The sequence below is a fragment of the Sinomonas sp. P47F7 genome (assembly GCF_049332655.1).
Lineage (GTDB): Bacteria > Actinomycetota > Actinomycetes > Actinomycetales > Micrococcaceae > Sinomonas.
Genome location: NZ_CP186327.1, coordinates 3,282,681 through 3,295,825, shown reverse-complemented (window position 1 = coordinate 3,295,825; position 13,145 = coordinate 3,282,681). Strand labels below are relative to the sequence as shown.

At 72.4% G+C, this 13,145-nt stretch carries 15 protein-coding genes and 9 pseudogenes; 14 read left to right on the top strand and 10 right to left on the bottom strand.

The window, feature by feature from the left end; all coding sequences use genetic code 11:
• Positions 1-10: 10 nt before the first annotated feature.
• The 3 genes from ACOKR1_RS15375 to ACOKR1_RS15365 all read left to right on the top strand — a co-directional run bounded on the left by ACOKR1_RS15375 (position 11) and on the right by ACOKR1_RS15365 (position 2,239).
• On the top strand, positions 11-607 hold the full coding sequence (locus tag ACOKR1_RS15375) for a maleate cis-trans isomerase family protein (protein ID WP_422933843.1): 597 nt from the start codon (positions 11-13) through the stop codon (positions 605-607).
• A 321-nt stretch (positions 608-928) separates the two neighbouring features.
• Positions 929-1,852 carry an FAD-binding oxidoreductase gene (locus tag ACOKR1_RS15370; protein ID WP_422933842.1) on the top strand — a complete coding sequence of 308 codons (924 nt, stop codon included), beginning with the start codon at positions 929-931 and terminating at the stop codon, positions 1,850-1,852.
• Positions 1,853-1,939: 87 nt separating this feature from the next.
• Positions 1,940-2,239, top strand: a complete 300-nt coding sequence (locus tag ACOKR1_RS15365; protein ID WP_422933841.1) for a BBE domain-containing protein — start codon at positions 1,940-1,942, stop codon at positions 2,237-2,239.
• 41 nt (positions 2,240-2,280) lie between these two features.
• Here the strand turns inward: ACOKR1_RS15365 and ACOKR1_RS15360 are convergent, their stop codons facing one another.
• From ACOKR1_RS15360 to ACOKR1_RS15335, 6 genes and pseudogenes are all read right to left on the bottom strand, one after another.
• A complete protein-coding gene (locus ACOKR1_RS15360) occupies positions 2,281-2,616 on the bottom strand; it encodes a hypothetical protein (RefSeq protein ID WP_422933840.1) in 336 nt (111 codons plus the stop codon).
• Between the two features lie 213 nt (positions 2,617-2,829).
• Positions 2,830-2,925, bottom strand: a complete 96-nt coding sequence (locus ACOKR1_RS15355) for a MerR family transcriptional regulator (protein WP_422933839.1) — start codon at positions 2,923-2,925, stop codon at positions 2,830-2,832.
• A 208-nt stretch (positions 2,926-3,133) separates the two neighbouring features.
• Positions 3,134-4,814, bottom strand: a pseudogene (locus tag ACOKR1_RS15350) (formate--tetrahydrofolate ligase).
• Between the two features lie 9 nt (positions 4,815-4,823).
• Positions 4,824-5,441, bottom strand: coding sequence for a glycosyltransferase (locus ACOKR1_RS15345; protein ID WP_422933838.1), 618 nt, complete (start codon positions 5,439-5,441; stop codon positions 4,824-4,826).
• Positions 5,381-5,596, bottom strand: a complete 216-nt coding sequence (locus tag ACOKR1_RS15340) for a hypothetical protein (protein WP_422936725.1) — start codon at positions 5,594-5,596, stop codon at positions 5,381-5,383. The genes ACOKR1_RS15345 and ACOKR1_RS15340 overlap by 61 nt, the downstream gene beginning before the upstream one ends.
• Positions 5,597-5,608: 12 nt before the next feature.
• Positions 5,609-6,075, bottom strand: a pseudogene (locus tag ACOKR1_RS15335) (glycosyltransferase); the annotation flags it as partial.
• A gap of 243 nt (positions 6,076-6,318) precedes the next feature.
• Between ACOKR1_RS15335 and alr the strand changes: the two are divergent.
• The 9 genes and pseudogenes from alr to ACOKR1_RS15290 form a co-directional block, all read left to right on the top strand.
• A pseudogene (gene alr / locus ACOKR1_RS15330) lies at positions 6,319-7,131 on the top strand (alanine racemase); the annotation flags it as partial.
• A 74-nt stretch (positions 7,132-7,205) separates the two neighbouring features.
• Positions 7,206-7,277 (top strand): annotated as a pseudogene (locus tag ACOKR1_RS15325) (hypothetical protein); the annotation flags it as partial.
• Positions 7,264-7,728 carry a tRNA (adenosine(37)-N6)-threonylcarbamoyltransferase complex ATPase subunit type 1 TsaE gene (locus ACOKR1_RS15320; protein ID WP_422936663.1) on the top strand — a complete coding sequence of 155 codons (465 nt, stop codon included), beginning with the start codon at positions 7,264-7,266 and terminating at the stop codon, positions 7,726-7,728. The pseudogene ACOKR1_RS15325 and the gene ACOKR1_RS15320, both read left to right, overlap by 14 nt.
• A gap of 13 nt (positions 7,729-7,741) precedes the next feature.
• Positions 7,742-7,792: pseudogene (locus ACOKR1_RS15315) on the top strand (hypothetical protein); the annotation flags it as partial.
• A gap of 73 nt (positions 7,793-7,865) precedes the next feature.
• Complete coding sequence (locus ACOKR1_RS15310; RefSeq protein ID WP_422936724.1) at positions 7,866-8,066, top strand: hypothetical protein; 201 nt, start codon at positions 7,866-7,868, stop codon at positions 8,064-8,066.
• Positions 8,063-8,822 (top strand): annotated as a pseudogene (tsaB, locus tag ACOKR1_RS15305) (tRNA (adenosine(37)-N6)-threonylcarbamoyltransferase complex dimerization subunit type 1 TsaB). Before ACOKR1_RS15310 ends, tsaB begins: the two are co-directional and overlap by 4 nt.
• A 49-nt stretch (positions 8,823-8,871) precedes the next feature.
• Positions 8,872-9,341, top strand: a pseudogene (gene rimI, locus ACOKR1_RS15300) (ribosomal protein S18-alanine N-acetyltransferase).
• A 98-nt stretch (positions 9,342-9,439) separates the two neighbouring features.
• A pseudogene (locus ACOKR1_RS15295) lies at positions 9,440-9,649 on the top strand (tRNA (adenosine(37)-N6)-threonylcarbamoyltransferase complex transferase subunit TsaD); the annotation flags it as partial.
• Positions 9,650-9,786: 137 nt separating this feature from the next.
• Positions 9,787-10,407: a hypothetical protein gene (locus tag ACOKR1_RS15290; protein WP_422933837.1), complete on the top strand. Its 621-nt coding sequence runs from the start codon at positions 9,787-9,789 to the stop codon at positions 10,405-10,407.
• Positions 10,408-10,483: 76 nt separating this feature from the next.
• Here ACOKR1_RS15290 and ACOKR1_RS15285 read toward each other — a convergent pair whose 3' ends face one another.
• From ACOKR1_RS15285 to ACOKR1_RS15275, 3 genes and pseudogenes are all read right to left on the bottom strand, one after another.
• Positions 10,484-10,672 (bottom strand): hypothetical protein, encoded by a 189-nt coding sequence (locus tag ACOKR1_RS15285; protein ID WP_422933836.1) that lies wholly within the window; start codon positions 10,670-10,672, stop codon positions 10,484-10,486.
• On the bottom strand, positions 10,669-11,088 hold the full coding sequence (locus ACOKR1_RS15280) for a hypothetical protein (protein ID WP_422933835.1): 420 nt from the start codon (positions 11,086-11,088) through the stop codon (positions 10,669-10,671). Before ACOKR1_RS15280 ends, ACOKR1_RS15285 begins: the two co-directional genes overlap by 4 nt.
• 45 nt (positions 11,089-11,133) lie before the next feature.
• Positions 11,134-11,759 (bottom strand): annotated as a pseudogene (locus ACOKR1_RS15275) (glutamate-cysteine ligase family protein).
• Positions 11,760-12,192: 433 nt separating this feature from the next.
• Between ACOKR1_RS15275 and ACOKR1_RS15270 the strand changes: the two are divergent.
• Positions 12,193-12,375 (top strand): hypothetical protein, encoded by a 183-nt coding sequence (locus ACOKR1_RS15270; protein ID WP_422933834.1) that lies wholly within the window; start codon positions 12,193-12,195, stop codon positions 12,373-12,375.
• A 64-nt stretch (positions 12,376-12,439) separates the two neighbouring features.
• Here the strand turns inward: ACOKR1_RS15270 and ACOKR1_RS15265 are convergent, their stop codons facing one another.
• Positions 12,440-12,889: a hypothetical protein gene (locus ACOKR1_RS15265; protein ID WP_422933833.1), complete on the bottom strand. Its 450-nt coding sequence runs from the start codon at positions 12,887-12,889 to the stop codon at positions 12,440-12,442.
• Between the two features lie 35 nt (positions 12,890-12,924).
• On the opposite strand from ACOKR1_RS15265, the gene ACOKR1_RS15260 reads away from it, so the two are divergent.
• Positions 12,925-13,134: a hypothetical protein gene (locus ACOKR1_RS15260; protein WP_422933832.1), complete on the top strand. Its 210-nt coding sequence runs from the start codon at positions 12,925-12,927 to the stop codon at positions 13,132-13,134.
• Positions 13,135-13,145 lie beyond the last annotated feature (11 nt).

The window sequence follows — 13,145 nt, the reverse complement described above, 5'->3', positions numbered from 1 at the left end:
CGCGGATCCCGTGACCCGGATCGCGCTCGATTCGGGCTCAGACCGGCAGTTCGACGTCGAGGGCATGCGCCGCGCCGCGGAGCTGCTTGCGACCGCGAACGTCGACGTCATCGCGTGGAACGGCACGTCCGGCTCGTGGCTCGGTCCCCAGCACGACCGCGAGATCGTCGCGGAGATCACCGCTGCCACGGGCATTCCGGCCACGACGTCGACCCTCGCCTACCTCGACGCGTTCCGAGAGTTCGGCACGGAGACCGTGGGGCTCGTGACCCCGTACACCGCGGACGTGAACCTCGAGGTCGTGGCACGGTATGCCGCGGAGGGCGTCCGGGTGTGTGGCCACCGCGCCCTCGGCCTGAGCGACAACGAATCGTTCGCACGGGTCGGCCGGGAGGAACTGCTCCCGGGATCGCTCGAGCTCGCCGCCGAACGGCCCGACGCGCTCGTGTACCTGTGCACGAATCTGTACGGCGCGCCGCTCGTGGCCGACGTCGAGGAGCGGACCGGGGTCGCCGCCCTCGATTCCGTCGCCGTGACGCTGTGGCGGTGCCTCCAGCTCGCGGGGGCACCCCTGCTCGATCCGCGCTGGGGGAAGCTGCTCGCGTGAGGCCTCCCTGGTGACGCCGCCGCGCGAGGCGAGCGCCGCCGTCGTCCGCGCAGCCTGGCCACCCCTCCGGTTGCGCCGTCACCTCCGCAGGGTGCGCACCCGCGGAGGTGACGGCGCAACCGAGGGCGACCCCGAAATCCGCCGCGTCGCGCATTGACGCGGCGCCGGGCGCGGCGTACACCGTTCGTGTCACGACGCGTCGTCTGGCTGGGGTCCTTCGCGGGCGCGCGTTCACTCGGTCTCATGAGCGGTGGGAGATGCCATGGGCACCGAGCGTTTTGATGCCTTGCGCGAGCGGGTGCGCGGTCAGGTCATCGAGGGGTGGACCCCGAATACGACGCCGCGAGGGCCGTCTTCAACGGCATGGTAGATCGCCGCCCGGCGGCCGTCCTGCGGGTCACGCAGCCAGCGGACGTCATGGCGGCAGTGCGCTTCGCACGCGACGCCGGCCTCGACGTCGCGCTGCGCGGCGGCGGCCACAGCGCGCCCGGCTTCGGAACGGTCGACGGCGGCCTGGTCCTCGACTTCTCGGCCCGCCGCGGCGTGCGGGTCGACCCCGTGGCCCGCACGGCCCGCGTCGACGCGGGCGCCACGTGGGCCGACTTCAACCACGCGACGCACGCGTTCGGACTTGCGAGCACGGGCGGCATCATTGGGTCCACCGGTGTCGCGGGCCTCACCCTCGGCGGCGGTATCGGGTACCTCGCGCGGAAGTACGGCCTCGCGTGCGACAACCTCATCTCCGCCGATGTGGTCCTCGCCGACGGCAGCTTCGTGACGGCGAGCGAGGCAGAGAACGCCGACCTGTTCTGGGCCCTGCGCGGCGGGAGCGGCAATTTCGGCGCCGTGACGTCCTTCGAATTCCAGCTGCACCCGCTCGACATGGTCCACGTGGGGATCATCTTCTACGACGCCGCGATCGGCGCCGAGGTCGGGGCCGTCTACCGCGAGTGGATAGCGTCCCAGCCCGAGGAGATGGGCGCCTTCTACGGGTTCCATCAGGGCCCGCCGGTTCCCTTCCTCCCGGAGGAATGGCACGGTCGGCCGGTCGCGGTCGTCGGAGGCATGTGGACCGGGGATGTCGCGCAGGGGCCCGCGCACTGGCAGCCCATGCTGGACGCCGGTCCCGTGCTGGGTCGATGTTCGCTCCGATGCCGTACCCCGCGCTCAACGTCATGTTCGATGGCCTCAACGGCGTCCCGGGCCTCCAGGGCTACTGGAAGGCGGACTTCCTGCGCACCCTGAGCGACGAAGCGCTGCGCGTCGCGGTCGAGTACGCCCGGGGATCCCCACGCCGCATCGGCCAACCACTTCTACCCCATCGACGGGGCGGTGCACCGGGTCGCCCGGACGCGACGGCGTTCGCGCACCGCGACGTCGCGTTCTCCCCGGCCATTGCGGGCCAATGGCCGGACGCCTCGGAGAACGAGACGAACATCGCGTGGTCCGCAACTACTGGAGCGCGCTGCACGAGTACTCGGAGCCCGGCGGCTACCTCAACTTCAGGACGCGGACGACCAGTCCCGCATCGAAGCCACCCTCGGCTCCAACTACGCGCGGCTCGCGGAGGTCAAGGGGAAGTACGATCCGGACAACTTCTTCCACGTGAACCAGAACATCAAGCCGGCGTGACCGGCTCGCGAGGCGCGACCGGCTCAGGGAGTGCGACGGGCTCAGGGAGTGCGACGGGCTCCGGGGCAGTCCCTGGGGCCCAGAGCCCGTCCGTACAGCGCGATCGAGCGGCTCGCCTGGGCCAGAGCGAGCAGCTTGAGCACGAGCTGCGAATGCATGTGCATGCCGACCGCGGTGCGCGTCACGAGCGTGTCGAGGTCCTCGGCCGACGCGGCGTCGTTGATGTCGACCTTCGCGATGAGATCCACGGCCTGGCTGTAGGTATCGAGCGCGTCGTGCGGGATTGAGAGGCCCAGCGCGTTCATCTGCTCGAGGTGCGAATCGAGCGCGCCGCGGGCGGCGGTCGGGACGTCGGGCCAGCCCCGAAGGCGCACCACCGCGTTGCCGGCCTCGGTCCGCCCGGGGCGGGTTCGCCGAGCCGTTGGAGCTCGCGCTGGAGGCCCTTGAGGATTTCAATGCGGCTCGCCCACGGTCAACGAGGGCTACGACCTCGCGGATTTGGGCGACGCTGAGCCCGTTGACGTTCCGCAGCGTCTGGATCGTCTTGATCCGCCTCACATGGGACTCGTCGTAGTCGGAGCGCGTGGCGGTCACGCGGCTTCCGGCCGGAGGATTCCCTCCCGAAGGTAGTACTTGATGCTTGCGATCGGCATACCAGTGAGGCCGCTGAGCTCACGCAGCTGCATAGTCCGTCGGTGTCCTCCGTGCTGGCCCCCATATGGTCAGCGTTGTCAAGTCAAACTCTACAAGTTTTCGGGCATCGACGGGGCGCGAGGCGATCGTGGCACGCGCGTGGATAGTCCGTGTATCTTCATGCTCAGGTCCCGCACGGGACCGCTCTGGCCGAGGGAGCGCCGGCATATGGGGGGCGTTCCCTCGGCCCCGCCCGCCGGCTCAGAACAGGCCGACGGCTCTCCCGTGCTCGTCGAGCCCCATCCGCAGCGCGGCGGGCTCCTTCGGGAGGCCCGGCATCGTCATGAGCGCCCGTCACGGCCACGATGAAGCCCGCGCCCGTGCGGGGCCACAGCTCGCGGACGTGCACGGTGAAGCCCTCGGGGGCCCCGAGCCGCGAGGCGTCGTCCGTGAACGAATACTGTGTCTTCGCCATGCAGACGGGGAGTCGGTCCCAGCCGTTGTCGCGGATCTGCGCGAGCTGTCGGCAGGCTCGCTCCGAGAACTCGACGCCGGCGCCCCGTAGACCTCGCGAACGATCGTCAGGATCTTCTCCTCGATCGTCGCCTCGAGGGGGTAGAGCGGCCGGCACGTCCCGGGCGACTCGAGCGCGGCGAGGACCTCGCGCGCGAGCTCGTCACCGCCGTCGCCCCCTCCGCCCCGGCCCCAGACATCGGCGACCGCCGCTCGCAGCCCCGCCCCGCGGCACCGATCAAGGATCGCGTCGAGCTCGCCGGGCGTGTCAGCCGTGAAGCGATTGACCGCGACGATCGGCTCGAGGCCGAGCTTGCGCACCGTCGCGACGTGCCGGGCGAGGTTCGCGGTGCCGCGGGCCACCGCGGCGGCGTCGGGCTCGCCGAGCCGGTCCTTGGGCGCGCCGCCGTGCATCTTGAGCGCGCGGACGGTCGCGACGAGGACCGCGGCGGAGGGAGCCACGTCCGCGTACCTCGCCTTGATGTCCACGAACTTCTCGGCGCCGAGGTCGGCGCCGAACCCGGCCTCCGTGACGACGACCTCGGCGAGCCGCCGCGCCGTCGTGGTCGCGAGCACGGAGTTGCACCGTGCGCGATATTCGCGAACGGCCCGCCGTGCACGAGGGCGGGTGTTCCGGCGATCGTCTGGACGAGGTTCGGCTTGATCGCGTCCTTGAGGAGCATGGCCATGACGCCCTCCGCCCGAGGTCCGCGACCGTGACGGGCTTGCGCGCGTACGTGTAGCCGACCGTGATGCGGGCGAGGCGCTCCGTGAGGTCTGCCGCGGAGGAGGCAAGGCAGAACACGGCCATGACCTCGGACGCGACCGTGATGTCGAAGCCGTCCTGCCGTGGGACGCCCTGCGCCGGCCCGCCGAGCCCCACGACGATCTCGCGCAGCGCCCGATCGTTCATGTCCATGACCCGGCGGAAGGACACACGCCGAGGGTCGATCCCGAGCTCGTTGCCCTGGAAGATGTGGTTGTCGATGAGCGCGCACAGGGCGTTGTTCGCACTCGTGACCGCGTGGAAATCGCCCGTGAAGTGCAGGTTGATGTCCTCCATGGGGAGCACCTGCGAGCGTCCGCCGCCCGTGGCCCCGCCCTTCATGCCGAGGATCGGCCCGAGGCTCGGCTCCCGCAGGGCGACCATCGTGCGCTTCCCGGCCCGCGCGAGCGAGTCCGCGAGCCCCACGGTGAGTGTGGACTTGCCCTCGCCCGCCGGCGTCGGGGAGACCCCCGAGACGAGCACCACGTGGCCGAGCCGGCCCGCGGGCGGCAGGCCGTCGACGTCGATCTTGGCCTTGTACCGCCCGTACAGTTCGAGGGCGTCGAGGGGGATGCCCACGCTCGCGGCGACGTCCTCGATGGGGCGGAGGGTCGCGGACTGGGCAATCTCGAGGTCGCTAGGCGTCGCTGCCGGGGCGCTCATGGGCTCACCCTACCGCGCTGTCAGGTAGCGCGCTGCGGGGTCGCGTGCCGCGCGCCGTGCGGTGCCAGAAGGAACGGTGCGCGGTTCGAACGAACGTCCCGTGGCCACCGGGTGCGCCCGGGTGTAGTGGCGGACCGCCGTCCGGTACGCCGCGCGCGTGCCCTCGGCGGTCTGCTCCCAGCCGAAGCGCTGTGCGTACATCGAGGCGGCCCGGCCCAGGTCCACGCGCGTCGCGGGGTCGTCGTAGAGCTGCTCGAGCACGGCGGCCCAGTCCGCCGCCTCGTGGCCCTGGACCAGGAAGCCCGTGCGGCCGTCGCACACGGCCTTCGGGAGGCCGCCCACGCGCGCCGCGACCACGGGCGTCCCGCACGCCTGCGCCTCGAGGGCCACGAGCCCGAAGGATTCGGAGAAGCTCGGCATCGCGAGCACATCTGCGGAACGGAACCACTCGGCGAGCACCGCCGCGGGCACGGGCGGCAGGCGGTGCACGACGCCGTCGAGCCCCTCCTCGCGCGCGAGCTCGTCAAGATCGAGGCCCAGCGAGCCGCTCGGCGCGCCGATGACGCTCACCACGAGCGGAATGTCCGGACGACGGCGGTGCAGCTCGCCGGCCGCCGCGACGAGCACCTGCGGCCCTTGAGCCGCTGGAGGCGGCCCGCGAACAGCACGTGGAACGAGGCCGCGGGCACGCCGGACGCGACCCGGGCGCGGGATCGGAACGCGGGCCGGAAGATGTCGAGGTCCACTCCCGGGCTCACGACGTCGATCCGGTCCTCGTCCACGCCATAGTGCCGCACGAGCTCGTCCCGCTCGGCGGCCGTGTTGGCCGTGAATCGGGCCGCGGCGTCCGCGATGCGCTGCTCGCCGCGCTCGCGCCACGTGGGCTCGGGACGTCCCCCGCCGCGAGATGGCGGTTCTTGACGCGCGCCATCGTGTGCATCGTGTGCACGAGCGGAACGTCCCACTCGGTGGCCGCTCGCAGCCCCGCGAGCCCGGAGACCCAGTAATGGCTGTGCACGGCCCGCGGGGGAGCGGAGCCGCGGGTGCGCCTCAGGATGCCCTCGGCGAACTCGTCCGCGAGCGGCGGCATCTGTTCTTTCGCGAGCTTCCGGGCCGGGCCCGCGGGGATGTGATGGACCGTGACGCCGGGCGAGATCGCGATGGCGTCCGGCTGGGACGGATCGGTGGCGCGCGTGAAGATGTCCACCCCGAGGCCGTCCGCCGCGAGGGCGCGCGCGAGGTGGCTGATGTAGACGTTCATGCCTCCCGCGTCGCCCGCGCCCGGTTGCTCGAGCGGCGATGTGTGGAGGCTGATCATCGCCACGCGGTCCTGATGCTGCACCATCCAAGGCTACGGTTTCCGCGCGCTGGAATAGACTCGTGGGCGTGACCTCCACGCCTCACCCGCTAGCCGAACGCCTCCCGAGAGGGCCGCCGTCGTCGACCTTGAGGCGATTCGCCACAACGTCCGCGTCCTGCGGACCGTCGCCGATCCGCCCGCGTCATGGCGGTCGTGAAGGCGGATGCGTACGGCCACGGGGCCATCCCGGTGGCGCGCGCGGCGCTCGAGGCGGGCGCGTCGTGGCTCGGCGTCGCCCACATCGGCGAGGCCCTCGCGCTGCGCGCCGCGGGCATCGACGCCCCGACGCTCGCGTGGCTGCACACCGCGGAAAGCAACTTCTCCGCGGCGGTGGGCGCCGGCGTCGACCTCGGGTGCTCGGGCTGGGAGCTGGGCCAGATCGTCCAGGCGGCGCGCGAGCAGGAGCGTCCGGCCCGCGTGCACCTCAAGATCGACACGGGCCTGGGCCGCAACGGCGTGACCCCGGACCGCTGGGAGGCCGTCCTCGACGAGGCCACGGACTATCAGGATCAGGGGCTCCTGCGCGTGGTCGGCGTGTTCAGCCACCTTGCCGTCGCGGACGAGCCCGACCGCCCCGAGACGGATGTCCAGCTGGACGTCTTCCGCGACGCCGTCGCGCTTGCCGAGGACGCGGGGTGCGACCTCGAGGTCCGCCACATCGCCAACTCGCCCGCGATCTTCTCCCGGCCGGACACCCACTTCGACCTCGTGCGCGCCGGGATCTCGATCTACGGCCTGTCCCCGTTCGCCGAGCAGTCCGCGCGCGACCTCGGCCTGCGCCCGGCCATGACGGTGCGCACGGTCGTCTCGCAGTGCAAGCGCGTCCCGGCTGGGCAGGGCGTGAGCTACGGGCTCGCCTATCGGACGCCGGGAGAGCACGCTGGGCCTCATCCCGCTCGGCTACGCGGACGGCGTCCGCGCACGTCCGACGGCGGCCCCGTCCAGATCGGCGGCCGCACCTACCGCGTCGTGGGGCGCGTCGCCATGGACCAGATGGTCGTGGACCTGGGCCCGAGGCGGATCTCGACGCGATCGCGGGTTCCGAGGCCGTCCTCTTCGGGTCGGGCGAGGACGGCGGTCCCACCGCGGATGACTGGGCCCGCGCCGCGGGCACCATCAACTACGAGATCGTCACGCGGATCAGTCCGCGCGTGCCCAGGATCCATGTCGACTCCGCCGAGCCTGCCGGGGCCGCCGCTCCCGTGGCGGTTGCGGCTGGGGTACCGCGTGAGCGGTGGCGGCCCAGCGTCTGGCGGCCCATGGCACGCGGGGGCAGCGCCATCGTGGGAGCTTCGGGCGCAGCCGACGACGGCGGCGGAGACGCAGGCGCTCGGCGCCGCCCTCGGCCGGGCCCTCGAGGCGGGCGACGTCGTGGTGCTCACGGGCGGCCTCGGCGCCGGCAAGACGACGTTCACGCAGGGCCTGGGCGCGGGCCTCGGAGTCCGCGGCGGCATCATCTCGCCCACGTTCGTCTTGGTCCGCATCCACCCGAACCTCGCGGACGGGCAGCGGCCGGGGGCCCGACCTCGTCCACGTCGACGCGTACCGGCTTGAGGGCGAGGGGGAGATTGACGATCTTGACCTCGAGAACTGGGCCGACGCGTCCGTCACGGTCGTCGAGTGGGGGCGCGGGCGCGTCGAGCACCTCGCGGAGTCGTGGCTCGACATCGAGCTCGTCCGCGGCCCCGCGGGTGCCGGCCCGTGGGCTGGCGCGGTCGACGTCGACCCGACGTGGACTTCGACCCGAGCTCGACGACGCCGCCGTCGACGAGGAGTACGACGACGACGAGCCTCGCCTCATGATCGTGCGCGGCTACGGGCCGCGCTGGGCCGAGCCGCCCACCCTTCCCGGGGCCGAGCGTGCCGCGGCGCACACCGGGGGCAAGCGATGATCCTGCTCGCCATCGATACGTCCGCGATTGCGTCCGCCGCGATCCTGCGGTGGCACGAGGACGAGCCCGAGGCCGCCGTCCTCGCCGAGTTCGCCACGGAAGACACCAGATCCCACGCCGAGGTCCTCGCCCCGCGATTCGGGCGCTCCTCGCAGAACAGGAGCTCACGGGGGCCCGCGTGGACCGCATCGTCGTGGGCGTCGGCCCCGGGCCGTTCACGGGCCTCCGCTCCGGCATAGCGACGGCCCGCGCGCTCGCGTTCGCGTGGGGCACGCCGCTCGACGGCCTCATGAGCCTCGACGCGATCGCCTGGGACGTGCTGGCCGGCAGCCCCGCCCAGGCCGTCCCGGCCCGATCCGCCGCTCGGCCGCCCCACGCCTCCGGCAGGTCGGACGCGGCGACCGCCGTGCCGCCGTCGTCCGATTTCCTCGTCGCGACCGACGCGCGCCGGCGCGAGGTGTACTGGGCTCGATACACCGCCGCGGGGGCGCTCGCGGACGGCCCCCACGTCGCCTACCCAGACGCGCTCCCGGCGCTGCCCGTCTACGGCGCCGGAGCCGGATCTACGGCGAGAAGCTCGCTGAGGCGGGGGCCGCCGTCGCCCGCGGCTTCGAGCGCGCCCAGCCGACCGCGGCCTCGCTCGGGCACGCCGCCGTGGAGCGGCTTGTTCGCGGGGAGGCCCTCCTCGACACGGCGCCGCGGTATCTGCGCGAATCGGACGCCCAGGTGCCGGGGCCGCGGAAGCGGGCCCTGTGAGCGCGGCGACCGGCGCGGGCCGAATGCCGACGGCGTGACGCTCCGGGACATGACGGAGGCGGACGTCCCTGCGGTCCACGAGCTCGAGAAGGCGCTCTTCCCCTTCGACGCGTGGCCCGAGCGCATGTTCCGGGACGAGCTCGCCCAGCCGTCGACCCGGCGGTACTACGTGGCGGAGGAGGCCGCGGCGGGTGGGGCCCGCCGGATCGTGGCGTACGCGGGCGTCATGTGCGTGCCGCCCATTGCGGACGTTCAGACCATCGCGGTCGTGCCTGAGCGCGAGGGTCGGGGATCGGCTCAGCCGTGCTGGCCGAGCTCCTCGCGGAGGCCCGGCGGCGGGGCGCGCGGGACGTGCTGCTCGAGGTCCGCGCCGACAACCCGCGAGCGCAGGCGCTGTACCGGCGCTTCGGCTTCGCGCAGATCCACACGCGCCGGCGCTACTACCGTGACGGCGTCGACGCGCTCATCATGCAGCTGCCGCTCGAGGCCTCGCCCTCGGGCGAGGGGGGAGTCCAGTGAACCAGCCGCTTGTGCTCGGCATCGAGTCCTCGTGCGACGAGACCGGGGTCGGGATCGTGCGCGGCGCGACGCTCCTGGCCAACACTGTCTCCTCTTCAATGGACGAGCACGTGCGCTTCGGCGGGGTCATCCCCGAGATCGCGTCCCGCGCACACCTCGACGCCATGGTGCCAACGCTCCGCGAGGCCCTCGACACCGCGGGCGTGACGCTCGAGGACGTCGATGCGCTCGCCGTGACGTCCGGGCCCGGGCTCGCGGGCGCGCTCATGGTCGGGGTGTGCGCCGCGAAGGCGCTCGCCGTGGCCACGGGCAAGCCCCTGTTCGCGATCAACCACCTCGTCGCCCACGTGGGCGTCGGGCTGCTCGACGGCGGGGTCTATGGCGGCGAGCTCCCGAGGACCTCGGCGCGCTGCTCGTCTCGGGCGGGCACACGGAGATCCTGCGTGTGCGCAACATCGCCTCCGACGTCGAGCTGCTCGGGTCAACGATCGACGATGCCGCGGGCGAGGCCTACGACAAGGTCGCGCGGCTCCTCGGCCTCGGCTACCCAGGCGGCCCGCCATCGACCGCATCGCGAAGGAGGGCGATCCCCGGGCGTTCCGCTTCCCTCGCGGCCTCACGCAGCCCAAGTACATGGGATCCGCCGAGGCTCCGGACCGCACCGCTACGACTGGTCCTTCTGGGCCTCAAGACCGCCGTGGCGCGGTGCGTCGAGCAGCACGAGGCCGCGGGGAGGCCCGTGCCCGTCGCGGACATCGCCGCGTCGTTCCAGGAGGCGGTCGTGGACGTCGTGACGTCGAAGGCGGTCCTCGCGTGCCGCGAGCAGGGGATCCGGAACCTGCTCCTCGGCGGGGGAGTCGCCGCGAATTCGCGGCTCCGCGAGCTCACCGCGTCCCGGTGTGCCGAGGCGGGGATCTCGCTCGCCGCCCCGCCGTTCTCGCTGTGCACGGACAACGGCGCGATGGTCGCGGCGCTCGCCGCCCGCGTCATCATGGACGGCGGCTCGCCGAGCGACCTCGCGTTCGCGCCGGACTCGTCCCTGCCCGTCACGACCGTCTCGGTCTGATCTTGCGCCGTCACGTTCGCGGGGTGTGTCCGGTTGCGCCGTCACGTTGACCGTGTAGAGCTGACGGCGCAACCGACTAGGGGCTGGTGTCTCGGCGCCGCCGCCACGCGATGACCGCCTCGACCAGGCCGTAGACGGCGCCGAGGGCCGCGACGATGAGCGCGGCCTGGAAGTGCGAGGTCACCGCGAGGACCACGGCGACCACCGCGACGACGAACACGAGCCGCGCGGGTGAGCGGCGCCGTCGTCCGTCTTGCGGGCTCACGCGGGGTGGCCTTGGCGCATGAGGCGCGCCTCCTCGAGGACGACGGCGCGCAGGTCGCCGCCGTGCCGCTCGGCGGTGCGGCGCTGCCGCTGGTAGCCCGCGCCCCGGCGGAGAATCCCCTCGATGTCGCGGAGCTCGGACTCGCAGCGGAGGTCCCGCGCGATGGGCTCGAGCCGGTCGAGGGTCTCGGCCAAGTGCTCGGTGACGAGCTGCTCGTGCCCCGCGGCGTCGAGGATGATGATCGCGTCAAGCCCGTAGCGGGCCGCGCGCCACTTGTTCTCCTGGACGTGCCACGGGGCATGGTCGGATCGTGCCGCCCGCGTCGAGGGTGCGGAGGCCTCCTCGACGAGGCACTGCGTGAGGGCGCCGATGGCGCCGACCTCCTCGAGGGTCGAGAGGCCATCGCACACGCGCATCTCAATCGTCCAAGCCGCGGCACAGGGCGAATATCCCAGCGGATCTCATTGATCATGTCGATGACGCCAGTGGTGAGCATGTCGTCGACGTAGTGCTCGAAGTCTTCCACCGGGGAACTGGAACGGGAGGCCCGCGGTCGGGAGCTGCTGGAACATGAGGGCCCGCTGCGATGCGTAGCCCGTGTCCTCCCCGCTCCAATACGGGCTCGAGGCCGAGAGCGCCTGGAAGTGCGGAAGTAGTTGACCAGTGCGTCGAGCACGGGCATGGCCTTGTCCCGGCGATCGAGCCCGATGTGAACGTGGACGCCGTAGATGACCATCTGGCGGCCCCGCCACTGCGTGCGGTCGATGAGCTTCGCGTAGCGCTCCTTGTCCGTGACCGGCTGGAGGCGCGGCGGGCTGAACGGGTGGCTGCCCGCGGAGAAGAGCTCGACGCCGATGCGGTCCGTGACGCTGCGGACGGCCGCCATGGTGGTGGCGAGGTCCGCCTTGGCCTCGGCCACGGTGGTGTGGACGTCCGTGACGAGTTCGACCGTGTTGAGGAGCAGCTCCTGGTGGACGCGGGGACAGTCTCCACTGAGCTCGGGTGCTCGTCGAAGACGCGGCGCATCACCTCGGGCGCGACCGACACGAGCTCCCCGCCATGGCGGTCCACGAGGGCGAGTTCCCACTCCATGCCGATCGTGGACTGCTTCGACGCAGCGAAGTCGATGTCCATGGCAGCCCCCGCCTTCGAGCTCCGGTCCGGCCGCAGCACTCCTACAGAATGTGCCCAGTCTAGGGCAGGGCGGTGGCTCTCCCAGCGGCGGTGTCCGAGCGTGACGAGCGGCGTCGGTCACGCCGCGTCGGGTCCGGATCGGGGCGGCTTCCTCGCAGCGGGGCGGCTAGCCGCACTGGGGTGGCGGGCCCGCGGCCCCGGTGCGGCGAAGGGCGCCCAATGCGAGGGAGGGCGCCCAATGCGAGGGAGGGCGCCCAATGCGAGGGAGGGTGTGTGTGCGGTCGCGACGTACGACGGCGGCATCCGGCTCATGCGTCCACCTCGCCGGTTGTCCACATACGGGTGATGGCGGGCGCGAACTCGCCCGGATTGAGCACGATGGCAGCATGGAGACTCGAATTGCGCTGACTGCGGCCGTCGAGCGGTGGCCCGGAGGGATGATCGCCTCGACGAGCCAGCTGGTCGAGGCGGGCATCGACGACCGAGTCATCAGCGCGTGCGTTCGCGCCGGTGTCTTCGACCGGATCCGGCGTGGGCGTACACGCAGTCGGAGCGGTGGCGGGACCTGAGCCTCTGGGAACAGGACGACTACAGGATCGATGCGCACGCGGCGGGCGCTCAGAGCGGCGCCGTCTACAGCCACACGTCGGCGGCCCGGCTCCACGGCTTTGCGGTGTGGAACGCTGGCTTGGCCGTGCATATCGTGCGCGGGGCCAGTTCGGGGCGAGCCATGGCCCGGATACCGCGGCCCACCGCATGTCGTTCGGGCCTAGGGATCCCGTCGCTGCGCGGACGCGCGACGGGAGGCGCGTGCTGGCGACGGCGCCCGAGCGCACCGTGCTCGACTGCGCGCGGATCCTTGCGCCGGAACAAGCGGCCGTGATCGGCGACAGCGCGCTGCGGCTCGGCGTCACGCTCGACGGGCTCGGGGCCGAGCTGGAAACCGCGGAGTTCACACGGGGGCGGGCGCGAGCGGCGCGGCTCCTCGGCCTTCTCGACGGCCGCGCAGAATCGGCCGGGAAGCAGGACGCGATTCCTTCTGGCCCGGCTCGGCATCGAACCGCCGGAGATCCAGTTCTGCATCGGAGGCCGCTCGGGACCTATCGGGCCGACTGCGCGTGGCCGCGGCTCCGCCTCATTCTCAGTTCGACGGCGGCGCCAAGTACTTCGACTACCGCCCGACCGCCGAGGCCCTCTTGCTTGAGCGGCGGCGTGAGTCGGCGCTGATCGAGCTCGGTTGGCGGGTCGTCCGCCTGACGTGGGCCGACCTCGACAGGCCCGAGCTCGTGGCCGCCCGCCTCGCGGCCGCGTTTGCCGCCGCTGCGTGAGATGGGACTGT

Bases quoted from the DNA above. Each gene is read 5' to 3' on its own strand.
- ACOKR1_RS15280 (WP_422933835.1), bottom strand. From the start codon at position 11,088: ATGCGCGTGTGCGATGGCCTCTCGACCCTCGAGGAGGTCGGCGCCATC.
- ACOKR1_RS15265 (WP_422933833.1), bottom strand. From the start codon at position 12,889: ATGCAGAACTGGATCTCCGGCGGTTCGATGCCGAGCCGGGCCAGAAGG.
- ACOKR1_RS15355 (WP_422933839.1), bottom strand. From the start codon at position 2,925: ATGCAGCTGCGTGAGCTCAGCGGCCTCACTGGTATGCCGATCGCAAGC.
- ACOKR1_RS15270 (WP_422933834.1), top strand. From the start codon at position 12,193: ATGGAGACTCGAATTGCGCTGACTGCGGCCGTCGAGCGGTGGCCCGGA.
- ACOKR1_RS15320 (WP_422936663.1), top strand. From the start codon at position 7,264: ATGACTGGGCCCGCGCCGCGGGCACCATCAACTACGAGATCGTCACGC.